Below are 16,414 nucleotides of genomic sequence, written 5' to 3'. Positions count from 1 at the left end.
ATGCCCTACCCTCATCGCAAAGCCCTGTTCCCGCTGGCCCTGGCCAGCGCCCTGCTGGCCGGCGCGCCACTGGCCAGCGCCGACGACATCCTGCTGGTCGGCAACAAGGCCGATGCCAGCGTCTCGGCCCTGGACACCCGCAACGGCCAGGAACTGCTCCGCCTGCCGGTCGGCAGCGGCCCCCACGAAGTGGTGGTCAGCGGCAACGGCCTGCTGGCGGCAGTCGGCAACTACGGCGCGCAAGGCAGCGCCAACAACAGCCTGAGCGTGATCGACTGGCCCAGCCGCACCGTGGTGCGCACCATCGACCTGGGCCAGGATTCGCGCCCCCACGGCATCCGCTTCCTGCCCGACAGCCAGCGGGTGGTAGTCACCACCGAGGACAGCGAGCGCCTGCTGATCGTCGACCTGGCCCAGGGCAAGGTGCTCGACCGTATCGATGTAGGCGGCGGCAAGCCGCACATGGTCGCGCTGTCACCCGGCGCCGACCGCGCCTATGTCACCCATGTCGACGGCGGCAGCCTGTCGGTGGTCGACCTGCTGCACAAGAAGAAGATCGCCGAGATCCCCACCGGCCAGGGCAGCGAAGGCGTGGCGGTAACCCCCACCGGCACCCAGGTGTGGGTCAGCAACCGCGCCGGCGATGATGTGGCGATCGTCGACACCCAGCGCCTGGAGGTCACCGACCGCATTCGCACTGGCGTGTTTCCGATCCGCATCGCCATGACGCCGGACGGCAAGTACGCCCTGGTCACTTGCGCCAAGTCGGCGGAACTGGCAGTGATCGATGTGCTCGCCAAGAAAGAGATCAAGCGTATCGGCCTGGCCCGCGAAGGCGCCGAATACCGGCGCACGCAGTTAGGCGAGCAAGCGCTGCCGATCGGCGCGGTGGTATCGCCGGACGGCAAGCGGGTCTACGTGGCGATCAGCGGTGGCGACGAAGTAGCGGTGATCGATACCGCCAACTGGAGCGAAAAGGCCCGCTGGAAAGCCGGCCCCGAGCCGGACGCGCTGGCGATCGTGATCCAGCCGAAGGAAAAGAGCTGACGCCCAGCAAAAAAGGCGCCTCGTACGAGGCGCCAAACCATTCACCGGCAACCAAAGGAGCTCACGGTCGACCGAGGCTGATGCTCGCCGCTGGCGGCTAACGGGAAGGTGATGGCGACATTACAATCGCGTCATTTGCGGGTAGGCCTGAAGACAGGCTGGCTCCTACCCGAAGGCGACCTTTCAGATCTGTAACCCCAGCGTCATGCCCCTGTTGGCCGGTCATCGCTAGCGTGGACTGCGAACCCACTGGCGCAGACTCACTCCATGTTACGACCGACCCTGATTGCCGCGCTGCTCACCCTGTCGCTTTCAGCCCAGGCCACCGGCTTCTCCGAGCAACGCAACGAACAACTGATCGCCGATCACCAGCAGGCTGTTGCCGCCTACGCCGAGCGCCGCGGCAAGCCGATGCCGGACATCGTCGACTATCGCTACGGCATGAAACTCGACGTCGCCCGCTTCGTGCGTCAATCGGGCGACCCGCGCACCTGCGAGGTGGTGCCGCGACTGATGACCTTCGAAGATAGCCAGGGCACCTTGCGCACCGTGCGCTACGCGGTACTGGCGCAATGCATCAACAACAAGTAGTTCAGCCGCGCTGGCCATCCATCCGTTGCGGGCTCGTCTGCATCACTGCCCCGACAGGAAACTCACCAACTGTCGTCCGTGGCTGCTCAGCCGCTCCCAGCCACGGAAGCAGATACGCAGCTCCAGGGTCGCCCAGCGCTCCTCCAGCGCCACCCGGCGCACGGCCAGTTCCTGCTCGGCGCGGATCGCCGCGGTCTCCGGGAGCATGGCGATGCCCGCGTGCTGGGCCACCAACTGGGCGATGGCCTCGAAGCTTGGCGCCCGTACGCGCACCTTCAGCGGCATGGCCAGGCTCATCGCCAACTCCTCGACGAAACGCTGCATGGCCCGCTCGGCGGGTAGGCAGACGAAGGCGAAGCCCAGGGCATCGGCCAAGCGCAGTTGGCCACGGCCGGCCAGGGCATGCTCGCTGGGCACCAGCAGTACCAGACGCTCGGTGCGAAACGGCAACGACACCACGCCATCGTTGACCAGGTTGCCGTCATACACGCCAATCTCGCAATCGCCAGCCAGCACGGCCCGCAGCACATCGACACTCTTGTGCTCGACCAGTTGCAGGTCGACTTGCGGGTAGTCGGCCAGGAACGGCCCGAGCACCGCGGGCAACAAGGTGCTGTTGGTCACCGTAGACACCGCCAGGTGCAGGTCGATACGCCGCTGCCCGGCCAGCTCCTTGAGCGTATCGTGCAGTTTCTGCGCCTCGCCCAGTACGCCACGGGCCGACTCCAGCACCAGGCGGCCGGCGGGGGTCAACTGCATGCCATCGGCCTTGCGCATGAACAACACCAGGCCGCTACGGGCCTCGAACTGCCGCAGCCGGCTACTGGCGGCCGAAACCGCCACCGGGAAGCTCGCCGCCGCCTTGCTCAGGCTGCCGGTGGCGGCGATGGCGGCGAGCAGGCGCAGGTCCGCCAGGTCGAAATGCATGATGCCTTCTCCAAAACAGAAGGGTATGTTCGAGAAAAAGCGATTCTAGCCCGCCATCCTTCTGTTCAGAATAACCCGGGACTCATTTTGTTACGGACTGACCATGACCCACCTGCCCGCCCCGTTCCACCGCGCCCTCGCCAACGGCAGCCTGTATGCCGTGCTGGCAGCCCTGGGTTTCAGCTTCAAGGCCATCTTCGTCAAGCTCGCCTATGCCGCCGGCCCGGTGGATGCCATCGCCCTGCTGGCCCTGCGCATGGCCCTGGCCCTGCCTTTGTTCGCCTGGCTGGTATGGTCCAGCCGTAGCCAGGGCGTCGCCGTCCTGACCCTGGGTGACGGCCTGCGCGTGGCCTTGCTCGGGCTGTTCGGCTACTACCTGGCGAGCCTGTTCGACTTCTACGGTTTGCAATACATCAGTGCTGGCCTGGAGCGGCTGATCCTGTTCACCTACCCTACCCTGGTGCTGGTGATCCAGGCCGTGCTCCAGCGGGAACGCCCGACCCTGCGCACCTTGGCGGCCATGGGCCTGTGCTACCTGGGGCTGGGGATCGCCTTCGTGCATGACATCGGCAGCGCCAGCGGCGGTAGCCAGGTACTGGTCGGTTCGTTGTGGGTGTTCGCCAGCGCGGTCACCTACGCGTTGTACTACGCCGGCACCGGCATGATGCTCAAGCGCATGGGCTCGATGCGCCTGGCCGGGCTGTGCGGTACGGCATCGTCGCTGATGGTGCTGGCCCATTACCTGCTGGTGGCGGATGTTGCACCCCTACTGCAACTGCCGAGCGCGGTGTGGCTCAATGCGGCCTTGATGGCGCTGTTCTCGACGGTGCTGCCGATCTACTGGGTGGCCCTGGCGATCCAGCGCATGGGGCCGACCCACACCGCGGCGGTGGGCAACTTGGGGCCGGTGCTGACGGTGCTGGCTTCGTGGGCGATTCTCAGCGAGGCGATATCGCTGTACCAGGTGCTGGGCCTGACGCTGGTGCTGTTCGGCGTGTCGCGATTGAAGCCGGCGCAAAAGGCCCAGACGCAGGCAAGTGCTGGCCGAGCGTAGGTTCCACCTGTGCGGCTGTTCGCCGGCAGCCGGCCTCTACAGCGTCACTTGGCTGACGCGGTGCCGACGATGATGCCCTGTTCGCGCAGTCGCTCCAGCAGCATCAGCCCCTGGCGCTGCACCTCGTCATTACCCAGCGCCTGCAAGCGCTCGCGACCGCTGCCGGGCAAGCCTGCCAGCAGTTGCCAAGCCATCGGCGCCAGGCGCGCGAAACGTACCTGCAAGTCAGCATCCCGATACACCAGCAACAAGGTGCAGGTTGCGGGCACCTCATCAGGTTGGTAATCCGGCCCGATCCGCTCCACCGGCCAGCGATAAGCCAACACCCGAGCCACGCAGGACAACAGTGGCTCCCCTTCGAGCAGATCCCCGGCAGGATCATGGCGGGGATCCTCGGCATCGCTCAGGAACAACTGCGCCTCGATCCACTCGTAGTGCGCCAGTTCAAGCTGCCAAGGGGCATCAAGCTCGATCGTTTGCAGGTAGTCGATGAACGTTGCGGCGACTTCCGTGAACAGCGGCGTCTGGCTGCGGTAATGGGCGTAGAAGTCAGCGACCCGGGCATGCCAACGCCCCTCGCCGAGGGTCGCGCGCAGCACCGGGAAGCTGCCCGCCAGCAGGCCTTCGATGGCGCCATAGAACAGCGCGCGGTAGATTTTCAAGCGTCGGGCCTCGATGCCCGGCGGCGCGGGATTGACGGCCGGATCACGCAGATGACGGGCCAAGGTGAACTGTTGCGCACCTAAGGTCGCGGGCATGTCAGCGCCCTCCATGGGTCAGTTGCAGCGCACGGATGCGCGCGGTCTCGGCCAGTAGCTCGGCCAGCGGCGGATAGTTGAAGTCACGCTCGAGCACCGTTGGCTGTGCGCCGAAGCGCTGGCAGGCACTGGCGAACAGGCCCCAGACAGCCTCCTTGACCGGCGCGCCATGGGTGTCGATCTTGAGATCCTCGGCTTCGTCGTAGTGGCCAGCGACGTGCATGCCCACCACCCGCTCCCGTGGGATGCCGTCGAGGAAAGCCTGGGCGTCGTAGCGGTGATTGCAGGCATTGACGAAGACGTTGTTGATGTCCAGCAGCAGATCGCAGTCGGCCTCCGCGAGCACGGCGCGGATGAAATCGAGCTCATCCATGGCCTGGTAGGGCGCGGCGTAGTAGCTGATATTCTCGACCGCGATACGTCGCCCGAGCACATCCTGAGCCTGGCGAATGCGAGCGGCCACATGGTGCACGGCTTCTTCGGTGAACGGGATCGGCAACAGGTCGTAGAGATGGCCATCGTCGCTGCAGTAACTCAGGTGTTCGCTGTACAGGCGTACCTGGTGACGCTCCAGGAACTGCCGGGTACGACCGAGCAACACTGTGTCCAGCGGCTGTATCCCGCCCAGGGATAACGACAGGCCGTGGCAGGAAATGGCAAAGCGTTCAGCCAGGCGTTCTAGGCCTTGGCCAAAGGTGCCGCCGACGCCGATCCAGTTTTCCGGGGCACACTCGAGAAAGTCCAGGTCAGCGCTGTCCATGCTCAGCAGTTCGGGCAGCAAGCCCCGGCGCAGGCCGAGCCCGGTGTACAAGGGGGTGGGATGAGTCATTGCCAGGTCTCTCGCAAGGTCTTGCTGGTGTAAGAGCCAGCCATGCTGGCGAACCAGGCAGCGCGGTGCATGGCACCGGCTGCATTGGTGCTCGCCGGGCGGCGCCTACGGCGAAGGCGTCAGGATTTGTCGCTCAGGTGGCTGAACAGCCCATCAGGCATGGCCTTGCCATTGGCCTTGAAGATCCCGGCCAGGTGGTCATGGGCTTCCTGTTCGGAGATGAAGCCATCGTGATTGCGGTCGATCTTCTCGAAGTCGGCGGCGCGGTCCTTGGCCACGGCGAGGAACTCCTCGCGAGAAACCTTGCCATCGTGGTTGCTGTCGGTGCGGGCGAACGAGGCGTCGCCGCATTTGCCTTCACCGCACTTGCCCTCGGCGCCGGCCTTGGCACTGGCGCCACACTTACCCTCGCCGCACTTGCCTTCGCCTTGCGTGGCCTTGCCGCTGGCGCCGCACTTGCCCTCACCACACTTGCCTTCGCCGGCGGTCTTGGCAGCGGCCAACTGGTAGCCCTGGGACAGTGGTTCCACGGCAAAGGCCGTGTTGCCAAGGACCATGCCACCGATCAGGGTGGCGCCGAGCAGGCCGAGCGTATTGCGCGTTTTCATGGTGTTGCTCCACTTGGTTGGAAAGTGGAGCCATTTGGCCGCAGCGGTGTGTCGTCGGTGTATCGCCCAGAGCGTGGTTTTGTATGAGAGTGGGTCGTTTCGGCAAGCAGATACAGAGTGATACAAGAAACGGCCCCGTGCTGATGCAAGGGGCCGTGGCAGCGCCTTCAGTCGTCCAACGGTTTAGGCGGCGCGGCCGGCTTGGCGGGCTTGGCAGGTTTGCTTTCCTTAGGCTTCGCCTCCGGGGTCGCGGCCACCGGCTCCGGCGCACTGACGGCCTTCTCGCTGGCCGGCAGCTCGTCGACGGCTTTGAAGATCACCTGCGGATCGAGTTTCTCGCCACTGTCATCGTCCTTGAGGACATGCCGCTCACCATCCTTGCCCACCAGAATCACCTTGGTGCCCTTGCTCGCGCCCAGTTTGAGCTCGCGAATCAGAGCCATGGTGGCCTGCTGCTCGAGGTTCTTGTCCTCGCGCTTGCCCATCATGTTGGCAACGCTGAACAGCACCAGGTTGCGTTCGGTGAAGCCGGCCTTGGTGGCCGGGTCCTGCAACGCCTGGGTCAGGCCGCGCAACGTCGGATCGGCCGTACTGGGGGCAATGACCACCAAAGGCCTGGCCTTGCCCAGTTCCTTGGCCAGCGGCGCATCGCTGTCGGCGGCGCACAGCGGACCGGCGACGACGAGCAGGGTGGCGAGGGTCAGTGACCGAACGAGCATGCGTATCTCCTTATGTTCTCGATAAACCAAAGACTACGGATCAGGGAGAAAGATCCGGCACGGCAGCCTAAACCAGCTGACCTCACAGGGGGCCCCGAGAAGCGTAACCGGCCATTACCGCAACCGGCCAAGCCTGCCCTGAGCATAGCCCAAGGCGGCTGCCTCATGGCCCCTCGTGCCGGCACCCGGTGAATCTTGTCTGCATGCATTATTCGAACTTGACCTGCACCTTCCACCCCCAGGTCGCACGCGCCAAGCCATCGAGGGTGATTTCCAGACGTTTCTCGAGCGTCCAACGCTCGACCTCAGCCTGCAGAGCCTGGTACGCCTGTTCTGAGGCTTGGGCCGCTTCGAGCGCCGCCAGTCGATTGCGAAATGACTTCGGCACCTTGAGTTTGGAGGGATACATTCGCTCCATGAACTCAACCCAGAAACGTCTTTGGACCATCGACAGCGCAAGGGTTGAGGACGTCTGCCTGTCCTTGATATGAATCTTGGCACGCACCACGTCGCCATCCGCGACATCGGCGATGCGTTCATACAGCATCGCGCTGCGGTTAAGCGGCAGGTCAAGGTCATCGATCAGCGCCTGGCGAAAGGCCAAAACGACCTCGACCGCCTCGGCGCCTCGATTGGGCAGCTCGGCGGCATGTCGCAGGGCAAACGTATCCAGGGCATCGAGACGCCACAGTTGGCCACCGAGCCTGAGCAAAGCGTGTTCGGTGTCGTAGGCCAAATCTTGCTGCTGCGCATCCCAGACGCGTACCCGAACTTCAAGGTTGCTGAAACACAACGTCGCATTGTCGGCGCAGTTCTCGGTCTCCGCGGCGGCGAACAGTTCATCTCTCAACGCCTCGTTACCCTCTTCGGCCAACACTTCGCACAGGTCGAGCAGCCTCGAGGCCAGGAAACTGGCGGTGCTGTCCGATCCGAAATCGGCAGAGCGGCTCAGCCGGGCCAGCAAGCGGAAGAAGCTTTCCGAGCCAGGCTTGGCCTCGAGTGCCCGCCACAGGTTGGCCAAGTCCTTGCGAAGCTTCGGCCGGATATGGTCCTGCCAACGCAAGCGCACCGGGACAGGACTGTTTTCCGGTTCGTACCAGGCCCTGGGCAGGGTCGCCGGCAGTGCGACGTTGGCATTAACCAGGCGCACACGCCCTTCACGCCAAAGGCGCGAGGCCGCCAGGCCCTCCGGCAGGCGCAGCAAACTGTTGTCACTCATGTCCAGATGGTTGAGCCTGGGGCAGTCGAGCACACCGATCGGAAAATTTCTCAGCTGCGTCTTGCACAACAGTAAGCTACTCAGGTGCGGCATGTCCCTGAGCGAAAACGACATGCCCAGCGGATTGCGCGACAGGTTCAGGTAACGCAATTCGCTGCATTCAGCCAGCATCTCGGCCTGTTCGCGGTGTAGCGCCAGGCGGTTGTCAGCCAGGTCGAGCACCCGCAAGGCGCTGCGCAATGGCTGTGGCAACGTCAGTTGGTTGAGCTTGCAATTGGTGATTTCCAGGGTGTCCATATTAGGGAAGGCGAGCAAGAACTCGCCTGGAACCTTGTCTATCTTCAATCCACGCAGGATCAGAGCGTTGATGTGGGGGAATTTCACCGAGGCGGGAAGCCGCGGCAAACTTCGAATATCCAGATTTTCCAAGGCAAACAGCACGCCTTGTTCACGTGCCTGGGCATCGAGCGCCGGTAGAGTGAAGCGCCAGCAGTCGACCAGCGCACGCTTGACGTGTCCCCGGGCGTCCCACTCCAGGGTAGCGATACCATTGCGCCGCCATTGTCTCAAGGCCTGACGCAAAGCCTCATATTCGCCCTCCAGGTCATCCAGTACACCGTTGGCGTCGCGCGCCACTTCAGGGCTGTCCAGCCACTGCTCGAGCCGATCGTCGCTGTAGGCGGGATACAAGTGTCGCAACCGCGCGATCAGGGACCTGGGTGCGTTGTAGGGCAAACGGCGCCGCCCGCCACTCAGTGGATAACCGATCCTGCCATCTTCCAGGCGCATGGGCAGCCGCCGTTCCCCCGCCGGATCCGGTCCGAGCCATTGCGCCAGCTCGACGCGCCGACCGGCCATTTGCCTGGCCAACGCCAGGCGCAGATTGGCCGCAATGGGTTCAGTGACGCCCATGGCGGCGAGCTGCGGCGCACTGTAGGCATCAGCCAATACCTCGAACAGCTCGCCAGGGGCGGAAGGCTCGATGCCTTGCCCGCCGTCCAGCACGAACACCCCCTCCTGATGGGTCAGGGTCATCCTCGGCCCCGCACCGCCTGAGTCGTACGTCGGCACCTGCCCGTCTCCGTCGACCAGGGACCATCGGCGTCCTGCCGGCGCGCCGTGCAAGGTATCCAGCAACCTCAACACGACCCGGGCAAAGGCAAAGGTCTGTGGAGTATCGATAAACAGCCCCTCGGCCACCCGCGCGATCTGGATACGCCGGACCCTCACCCTGGCTCGTGAAGCCAGGCTCAACGGTACCCGTCCAGAGGCATGCAACGCCTCACGCTCCGCCGCGCTGGCCTCTTCGAGCAACCGCAGCGCAGACAGCCGGTGCAAGCTGGTGAAGTCCCGGCACAGTAGTGCGACATCGCCTTCGACGACATTCTGTTCATCGTACAGGGCCTGCAGCAGCGATCGCCGTTGTGTCCAGATCGACTCGGCCAATGCCGCGCCTGGGTCGCCCGGGACATCCAGACGTGCAGTGACGCTCTCCAGAAAATCCTGATCCTGCACCTCTACACCACTGCGCAACTGCTCTACCAGCCCTCGCAGCCGGTTGGCCAACCTGACACGACTCACCGTGTCGACCAGTTCGGCGTCCGGCGCCCTCGCATACACATGCAGCCCTCGCAGGTGGTCGGCGTCCATACCATGGGCCATTAGCACACGCTCGATCTGCATATCGTCGAGCTCGCCGAATGCGCCGCCCAAACGCCGGAACATCCGCTGGGTCCCACGCCACTCGGCAGGTCGCTCTGACCACAGGCGCCAAGCTCCCGCACCATTGTGTTCAAGCAGCGGCGCATGGTCGCGGTAGGTATCCAGATACCAATACCCCTCACCTTCTTCGAATACCCGAAAGTAGTGCCCTTCCATTTCTATCCAGGACTGCTCGCCAAGCCGATGGACGCCCTGGGCGTCCACGACAGCGGCAGCGGGAGGCCGCGCAACAGTATAGGGTGCCAGATCCTGGTTCCACAGTTTGCTGCTGCCGTCCTTGAGTACCGCAGGGACCATGCTATCGACCGCCACGGAGCGTTGCCATGCGGTCTGCGCGACTTTGACACCCGCCGCAGTCGTCGCCAGTACCGCGACATCCTTGCCGACATTGACCAGATGATCCAGCGCAGCGTTGGTATCGCCTTCGCGCCAATCCTCCACCGACTGGAACACCTCCTTGAGCAGGTCCCAGGCCATCACCGCCAGCATCATCGCGCCCACGGCCGGGATGAACAGGCCGACCAACCCAACGACCGTCCAGCCGAGGTTTTCCAGAAACTTTTCATGCTCGATCTGAACTGCCCGATCGAGCTTTGCCACCGGCATCGCGATAACCGATGCGTCATCCTTGATCTGCGCGATGCGCCGAGCCCCCAGGTGTTCGAACAACGGCAGCGGGTAGGCTTTCATATGCTGGTCCAGCTCCCGGGTCGCCCAGTCGGCGACATCGCCCACCTGGTCGAGCACGGCGGCAAAGAACCGGCCACAGTCGCGCTGCAGCACGAAACGGCTGAAGAAGCGGCGGTAATCAGCATCACGCAGGCGCTTGCCCAGGCCCCGCCTAGCGAAGGTTTCGAGATCCGGGGCGACGCTCCAGGCGCCGTTCGGATCACCCGGGATATACACCAAGACCCGCTTGCTGGTATCGCGGATGATCCCTTCGTCGACGACCTCCAGCACGACGATCTGCTGGAGGTCGCAGCCGAACGCCTGCAACTGCTTGGCGACCACTGGTGCGCCGTCCAGCCGGCCGGGTTCGCCGTTAAGATAGAGCGTTATCACGGATTCCAGCTCGGCACTGTCGAGTTGCCCTTCGGCGCGGGCCCGGAAAGCGTCCACCAGCATCCCGGCGCGCTGCAGATCGGCCAGCAAGGCCTTGAATGTCTGCCCGCCGTTCGCGGCGTCACCTGGCCCGTCCAACAGACTCTCCAGGTGGCGCTGATATTGCCCACCGAGGTCCAGTTCACGGCAAAACTTGGCGAAGGCTGGCGCGCTCGGTTGCGTCAGCATTCTGCCCGCGACGTCGACCACTGCATTGCCACGACGTTGACCTGAGGCGCGGGTCTGCTCATCGGTAAAGTTGGCCAGCGCGGCCGCCAGCAATGGCAGGTCGTAGTAGTCGGACTCACGGATCGGCAGCCGGGTGGTGAAATAGCTGACGCTCGGTGACTGGTAGTCGTACCACTGACGGTAATACAGCTGGCTCACGTCGACCGACAGGCCAAGCTGGGCCGCCAGCGCTTGCTGCAAGCGCGTCGTGGCAAATTGCTCGATGGGCTCTACCTGTGCCCATACCCGCGCCAGGCGCTGTCGACAAACAAGCCCCATGCGCAAGGCTTCATTCAACAAGCCGTAGTCACCAGGGGCGACCTTGCCCACCCAGCCTGGCAAGCGGTTGGCAATCATCTGGTCTTGAAAGCGTTGCACCAGTGCCAGGGCATCAACCGCCTCTGCCGTTTCTTCGTTGGATTCGCTAGCCATGTTCCGCTCCCTTCAAGTGACAAAGGGCGCCAGGGTAGGCAACGGATCTGCTCCAACGGTGCTAGATAGTTAACTCATGCGCGCAATCAGCCCGCTCCAGGTGTTGATGATTGGCACGCGACTTGAACCTGACAGGGTCGTTTCGCGGCGCGAGGCGAGATTCAGAACAGCATCAGCTGGGCAGCGGTCAGGGTCGCGAAGTCGTCGCCGACGAAGGGCAGGATAGCGTCGGCCACCGGCTGTAGCTGGCGGCTCAGGTAGTGTTCGTAATCGATGGGGGCCTGGCGGTTCTCGAGCGGCTCGGGACCGGCCGTGGTCATGACATAGTGAATCCAGCCTCCTCGCTGGTACTGCAGTGGCCTACCCAGATGGCGGTTGTAGTCATCCGCCAGGCGGGCGGCACGCACGTGCGGCGGTACGTTGCGCTGGTAGTCGGCCAACGGGCGGCGCAGGCGCTTGCGGTAGACCAGCAGTTCATCCTGTTCACCGGCCAAGGTGCTCAGCACGTACTGGCGCACGTAATCACGGTAGGGCTGGCCACGAAAGATCCGTCCGTACAGCGCCTGCTGGAATTGCCTGGCCAGCGGCGACCAGTCGGTGCGTACCGACTCCAGGCCCTTGTAGACCATCTGCTCGCTGCCATCGTCGCACTGCACCAGGCCTGCATAACGCTTCTTGCTGCCCTCATCGGCACCGCGAATGGTCGGCATCAGGAAGCGTCGGTAGTGGGTCTCGTACTGCAACTCCAGGGTACTCTCCAACCCCATCGATACCTGCAGATGCTGCCGCCACCACAGGTTGACCTCTGCCACCAACGCCTGGCCGATGTCTGCCGCCGCAGCCTCATTGTGGGCGTGCTTGAGCCAGACGAAGGTGGAGTCGGTGTCGCCATAGATCACATCGTAGCCCCGGGCCTCGATCAACAGGCGCGTCTGGCGCATGATCTGATGGCCTCGCAGGGTAATCGAGGACGCCAAGCGCGGATCGAAGAAGCGACAACCGCTGGAACCCAGCACCCCGTAGAAAGCGTTCATGATGATCTTCAACGCCTGCGACAACGGCGCGTTACCTGCCCGTTTGGCGGCCTCCCGGCCCTGCCATACCCGCTCGACGATGGCCGGTAGGCAATGGCTGCCGCGAGAAAATCGGGCGCCCAGAAAGCCTTCCACCGAGTGCCCGTCATCCGGCTGGCACAGCCCCTCGACCAACCCCACTGGGTCGATGAGAAATGTACGGATGATCGACGGATACAGGCTCTTGTAATCGAGCACCAGTACCGAATCGTAGAGCCCTGGGCGCGAATCCATCACGAAACCTCCGGGGCTGGTCTGTTCGGGGCGGCTGCCAAGGTTGGGGGCGACATAGCCCAGGCGGTGCATATGCGGCATGTACAGGTGGCAGAACGCGGCCACCGAACCGCCGCTGCGGTCCACGGCCAGGCCCGTGACCGACGCGCGCTCGAGAAGGAAGTCGAGCAACCGGGCATGGGCGAAGATCCGCGTGACCAGTTCGCAGTCCTTGAGGTTGTAGCGGGCCAACGCCGGCTTGTCCTCGGCGAACATCCGGTTGATTTCCTCCATGCGCGCGTACGGGGTGTCGATCGCCTTGCCTTCGCCGAGCAACTGCTGGGCGACGCTTTCCAGGCTGAAGGAGGGAAAGCTCCAGGTGGCCGAGCGCAACGCCTCGATACCGTCGATCAGCAAGCGCCCGGGCGCTTCGGCGAAAAAGTGATTGCGACTGCCATGCTCACGCAGGTGCAGCGGCGCGCCATCGCGGCCCAGGCACAGGGGTACCTCGAGCTGGCGGGCATGTTCGAAAAGCAGACGCAGGTCGAACTGCACCAGGTTCCAGCCAATGATCGCATCCGGGTCGTGCAGGGCCAGCCAACGGTTGAGGCTGTCGATCATGGCCACGCGATCGGCGCAGTAGTGCAGTTCGAAGTCCAGCGCGGGGTGCTCACCCTCGGCCGCGCCGAGCATATACACCGTGCGCTGTCCGCAGCCTTGCAGGGCGATGCTGTAAAGCTCGCCACGCTCGCTGGTCTCGATATCCAGCGACACCAGGCGCAGTGGCGGGCGGTAGTCGGGGTCGGGCTTGAGCTGGGCGTTGCATAGCGTGCCTTGTGCATCGGGATGGCCAGCAAAACGCACCGGGGCGGTAATGAAGCGCTCCATCAGGTAACGCTCGGGCGGACGGATATCGGCCTCTAGCACCTCGATGCCGGCGCCACGCAGGCGCTTCTCGAGGGTCATCAGCTGACGATGCTGACGGCAGTAGAGGCCGAGCACCGGACGCTGGTCGAAATCACGCAGGTGCAGGGGCTTGAGTTCGACGCCCGGCTCGTTGGCCAGCAGCGCCCGGGCGTGATCGGCCTGTGCGGCGCGAATGAACGCCACCGAAGGCTGGGGCGCCAGGCGTAACCGCCTAGGCCCCTGGTCGGTGGCCAGCCAGAACTCCACGCTAGTGCCTTCGGGCGTGTCATGCCAATGACGGGTGAGGACAAAGCCCCGTTGCAACTGCACCGCGTGAACCTCGCAAAGCTGGAGCGCAAATGGCGATTCTACCGTGCCGGCAAGCCGGCTCCTACAGCATTGCCCTCCCAGTCCGCGGGAGCCAGCCTTGCTGGCGAACCCACTCGCGCATCATCCCCGGCGAGCGCCACTGGCGAACCCCGCGCGACGCCCAGCGAACACCAGCCACCCGGCCACGGCGACCAACCCCAGCACCACCGCGCCAAAGGACGCCACCCCGGCCCCGGTCAACAACAAACCGCCGATGATCCCGCCCAGGGCGATCGCGCTGTTCCACACCGTCACCAGCATCGACTGCGCCACATCGCCGCCCTCGCCCGCCGCGTCGGCACAGGCGGTCTGCAACAAGGTCGGCGCGCCACCATAGGTCAATCCCCACAACGCCACGCTGGCATGCACCAGCCATGCCGAGCCCTGCACCTGCCCCAACGCCAGGGTGGCCAGGGCAAAGCCAGCCAGGCATGCCAGTACCAACCCGCGCAGGTGGCGGTCCACGCCCAGGCCAACCAGCGCGATGCCAGCCAACGATGCCAGGCCGAAGGTCATCAGCACCTGGCCAACCTCGCCCGCCATGCCCAGCGCCGCCAACAACGGCACGATATAGGTATAGAGAATGTTGTGCCCCAGGATCCACGCCAGGATCACCAGCAGCACCCGCGCCACCCCAGGGGTACGCAACACCCCCAGCGCCGCCGGGCGCCTGCCCGCCACCTGGCCGGGGAAGTCCGGCACCGCCCGCAGCACCCAGCCCACCAGCAACAATGCCGCCAGCGTCACCACCACGAAAGTGGCGCGCCAGCCCAGCAAGGCCCCCAGCCAGGTGCCGATCGGCAACCCCAGCGACAACGCAATGGGTTGCCCCAGCATCGCCACTGCCATGGCCTTGCCCTGCTGCGCCGGTGCCACCATGCGCCGGGCATGGCCGGCGATCAGGCCCCAGGCCAACCCGGCAGCGGCCCCGGTCAGGAAACGCAGCAGCAAGGTCAGGGTGTTATCCGCTGAAACAGCGGTCAGCCCGTTGAACAGCACGAAACCACCGATGGCCAGCAACAGGGCCCGGCGCCGAAACCAGCCTTGGGTCAAGGTTACCAGTGGAATCGCCGTCAGCAACGAGCCCAGCGCGTAGGCGGTCACCCACTGCCCGGCCATGGCCTGGCTGATGCGCATGCCCGTGGCGATCTGGTCGAGCAGGCCGGCCGGCAGGGTCTCGCTGAGGATGGCGATGAAGCCGGTCAGGGCCAGGGCCAACAGCCCACTCAAGGGCAGCCGCGTCGCCGGGGCGCTTTCGGCGGCGCATGCCGCGGGGGAAGGTGTATGCATGGATGCCTCCAACTGTCGATCAAGACCGCTATGTTGTGATAACGAGGCATTACGGAAAAAGACGGTTAGAATGCCGTTCATATCGGACAAAAATGTCCGTAATAGGAGCGCAACATGGACAGCCTCAGCGGCTTCGTGGTGTTCAACCGAATCGCCGAAGCCGGCAGTTTCGTCGCCGCTGGCCAATCCCTGGGCATCAGCGCCTCGGCGGTGGGCAAGCGCGTCGCGCGCCTGGAACAACGCCTAGGGGTGCGCCTGTTCCACCGCAGCACCCGCAGCATCACCCTGACCGCCGAAGGCGCGTTGTTTCTCGAGCGTAGCCAGCGCATCCTGGCCGAGATCGAAGCCACCGAGCAGGCGTTGTCCCAGGCCAGCAGCACCCCGCGCGGGCGCTTGCGGGTCAGCCTGCCGCAGGTGACTGGGCTGGTGATGCCGGCGCTGGCCGAGTTCATGGCGCGCTACCCGGACATCGAGCTGGACCTGGACTTCAGCGACCGCATGGTGGATATCGTCGGCGAAGGCTTCGATGTGGTGATGCGCGGTGGCCAGCCGCTGGATTCGCGCCTCAACGCCAAGTTTCTCGGGCACTTCCAGCACCGCCTGGTCGCCTCCCCGGCCTACCTGGGCGCACACGGCACACCGCAGCACCCACGCGATCTGGCCGAGCACCGCTGCCTGCACTATCGCTTCCCCAGCACCGGCAAGCTGGAAGTCTGGCCACTGCGCCGGGAGCACCCCGAGCAGGACTACGCCATTCCCATCGCCATGGTCTGCAACCATGTCGAGACGCGTATCTGCTTTGCCCTCAATGATCGCGGCATCACCTGCCTGCCGGACTTCAGCGTGCATAACGAGCTGGCCGCCGGCAGGCTGGTGAGCGTGCTCGACGGGTTCATGGAGCGGCGCGGCAGTTTTTATCTGCTGTGGCCCTCGGGCGGGCAGATGCCGCCGAAGTTGCGGGTGTTCATCGATTTCATGGTGGCGCAACTATTGCTGAAAACCGCGTGTGAACAGGCTAGTCGGTAGTACTGCAAGCGCTTGGCTCGGCAGCGCGACACTTAGGCGCTGTATGGAAAGTCTTGAGACGAAGGTCAGGCAAGGCGAACACAGCCGAGCAAGCGCAGTGTACTGAAGTCCTTGAATATTCCGAGGCTGTTTTCAACGCAGTATGAACGAGTATCAAGGCTTTTCGTACAGAGCCTAACGTATCCTACGATGCTCCCATGTGTTGTGTCGGCGGAGCCATTGAAGCGTGTCAGTCGTCATTGCTTGCCGATTCTCATTTAGCTTGATCGCGGCCCTGGCGACTCATCGGATCTGTACGAGAA

General features: G+C 64.3%; 12 protein-coding genes. 4 read left to right on the top strand and 8 right to left on the bottom strand.

The window, feature by feature from the left end; translation table 11 throughout:
- Both E3U47_RS17670 and E3U47_RS17665 read left to right on the top strand, forming a co-directional pair.
- Positions 1-1,047 carry a cytochrome D1 domain-containing protein gene (locus E3U47_RS17670; RefSeq protein WP_134692964.1) on the top strand — a complete coding sequence of 349 codons (1,047 nt, stop codon included), beginning with the start codon at positions 1-3 and terminating at the stop codon, positions 1,045-1,047.
- Positions 1,048-1,314: 267 nt separating this feature from the next.
- Positions 1,315-1,638 carry a DUF2790 domain-containing protein gene (locus tag E3U47_RS17665; RefSeq protein ID WP_134692963.1) on the top strand — a complete coding sequence of 108 codons (324 nt, stop codon included), beginning with the start codon at positions 1,315-1,317 and terminating at the stop codon, positions 1,636-1,638.
- 42 nt (positions 1,639-1,680) lie between these two features.
- Here the strand turns inward: E3U47_RS17665 and E3U47_RS17660 are convergent, their stop codons facing one another.
- On the bottom strand, positions 1,681-2,565 hold the full coding sequence (locus E3U47_RS17660) for a LysR substrate-binding domain-containing protein (RefSeq protein WP_134692962.1): 885 nt from the start codon (positions 2,563-2,565) through the stop codon (positions 1,681-1,683).
- A 103-nt stretch (positions 2,566-2,668) separates the two neighbouring features.
- Between E3U47_RS17660 and E3U47_RS17655 the strand changes: the two genes are divergently transcribed.
- Positions 2,669-3,619, top strand: coding sequence for a DMT family transporter (locus E3U47_RS17655; RefSeq protein WP_134692961.1), 951 nt, complete (start codon positions 2,669-2,671; stop codon positions 3,617-3,619).
- A gap of 44 nt (positions 3,620-3,663) precedes the next feature.
- Here the strand turns inward: E3U47_RS17655 and E3U47_RS17650 are convergent, their stop codons facing one another.
- The 7 genes from E3U47_RS17650 to E3U47_RS17620 form a co-directional block, all read right to left on the bottom strand.
- Complete coding sequence (locus tag E3U47_RS17650; protein WP_134692960.1) at positions 3,664-4,377, bottom strand: DUF2063 domain-containing protein; 714 nt, start codon at positions 4,375-4,377, stop codon at positions 3,664-3,666.
- Position 4,378: 1 nt separating this feature from the next.
- Positions 4,379-5,206, bottom strand: a complete 828-nt coding sequence (locus E3U47_RS17645; RefSeq protein WP_134692959.1) for a DUF692 domain-containing protein — start codon at positions 5,204-5,206, stop codon at positions 4,379-4,381.
- Positions 5,207-5,325: 119 nt separating this feature from the next.
- Positions 5,326-5,814: an EF-hand domain-containing protein gene (locus E3U47_RS17640; protein WP_134692958.1), complete on the bottom strand. Its 489-nt coding sequence runs from the start codon at positions 5,812-5,814 to the stop codon at positions 5,326-5,328.
- 167 nt (positions 5,815-5,981) lie between these two features.
- Positions 5,982-6,533: a DUF4174 domain-containing protein gene (locus E3U47_RS17635; protein WP_134692957.1), complete on the bottom strand. Its 552-nt coding sequence runs from the start codon at positions 6,531-6,533 to the stop codon at positions 5,982-5,984.
- Between the two features lie 208 nt (positions 6,534-6,741).
- Positions 6,742-11,235, bottom strand: a complete 4,494-nt coding sequence (locus tag E3U47_RS17630) for an NEL-type E3 ubiquitin ligase domain-containing protein (protein WP_134692956.1) — start codon at positions 11,233-11,235, stop codon at positions 6,742-6,744.
- Between the two features lie 161 nt (positions 11,236-11,396).
- Positions 11,397-13,757, bottom strand: coding sequence for a DNA polymerase II (locus E3U47_RS17625; RefSeq protein WP_134692955.1), 2,361 nt, complete (start codon positions 13,755-13,757; stop codon positions 11,397-11,399).
- Positions 13,758-13,877: 120 nt separating this feature from the next.
- Positions 13,878-15,086, bottom strand: a complete 1,209-nt coding sequence (locus E3U47_RS17620) for an MFS transporter (RefSeq protein WP_134692954.1) — start codon at positions 15,084-15,086, stop codon at positions 13,878-13,880.
- Between the two features lie 114 nt (positions 15,087-15,200).
- Here E3U47_RS17620 and E3U47_RS17615 point away from each other — a divergent pair, with 114 nt between their 5' ends.
- Positions 15,201-16,112: a LysR substrate-binding domain-containing protein gene (locus tag E3U47_RS17615; RefSeq protein ID WP_134692953.1), complete on the top strand. Its 912-nt coding sequence runs from the start codon at positions 15,201-15,203 to the stop codon at positions 16,110-16,112.
- Positions 16,113-16,414 lie beyond the last annotated feature (302 nt).

Source organism: Pseudomonas sp. RIT623 (assembly GCF_004519305.1).
Taxonomy (GTDB): domain Bacteria; phylum Pseudomonadota; class Gammaproteobacteria; order Pseudomonadales; family Pseudomonadaceae; genus Aquipseudomonas.
Note: the sequence above shows the minus strand (reverse complement) of the source record. Positions and strands in the feature narration are given on the sequence as shown.

Excerpts from the sequence above, each read along its gene's own strand:
- E3U47_RS17670 (WP_134692964.1), top strand. The coding sequence starts at position 1 with ATGCCCTACCCTCATCGCAAAGCCCTGTTCCCGCTGGCCCTGGCCAGC.
- E3U47_RS17665 (WP_134692963.1), top strand. The coding sequence starts at position 1,315 with ATGTTACGACCGACCCTGATTGCCGCGCTGCTCACCCTGTCGCTTTCA.
- E3U47_RS17660 (WP_134692962.1), bottom strand. The coding sequence starts at position 2,565 with ATGCATTTCGACCTGGCGGACCTGCGCCTGCTCGCCGCCATCGCCGCC.
- E3U47_RS17655 (WP_134692961.1), top strand. The coding sequence starts at position 2,669 with ATGACCCACCTGCCCGCCCCGTTCCACCGCGCCCTCGCCAACGGCAGC.
- E3U47_RS17650 (WP_134692960.1), bottom strand. The coding sequence starts at position 4,377 with ATGCCCGCGACCTTAGGTGCGCAACAGTTCACCTTGGCCCGTCATCTG.
- E3U47_RS17645 (WP_134692959.1), bottom strand. The coding sequence starts at position 5,206 with ATGACTCATCCCACCCCCTTGTACACCGGGCTCGGCCTGCGCCGGGGC.
- E3U47_RS17640 (WP_134692958.1), bottom strand. The coding sequence starts at position 5,814 with ATGAAAACGCGCAATACGCTCGGCCTGCTCGGCGCCACCCTGATCGGT.
- E3U47_RS17635 (WP_134692957.1), bottom strand. The coding sequence starts at position 6,533 with ATGCTCGTTCGGTCACTGACCCTCGCCACCCTGCTCGTCGTCGCCGGT.
- E3U47_RS17630 (WP_134692956.1), bottom strand. The coding sequence starts at position 11,235 with ATGGCTAGCGAATCCAACGAAGAAACGGCAGAGGCGGTTGATGCCCTG.
- E3U47_RS17620 (WP_134692954.1), bottom strand. The coding sequence starts at position 15,086 with ATGCATACACCTTCCCCCGCGGCATGCGCCGCCGAAAGCGCCCCGGCG.
- E3U47_RS17615 (WP_134692953.1), top strand. The coding sequence starts at position 15,201 with ATGGACAGCCTCAGCGGCTTCGTGGTGTTCAACCGAATCGCCGAAGCC.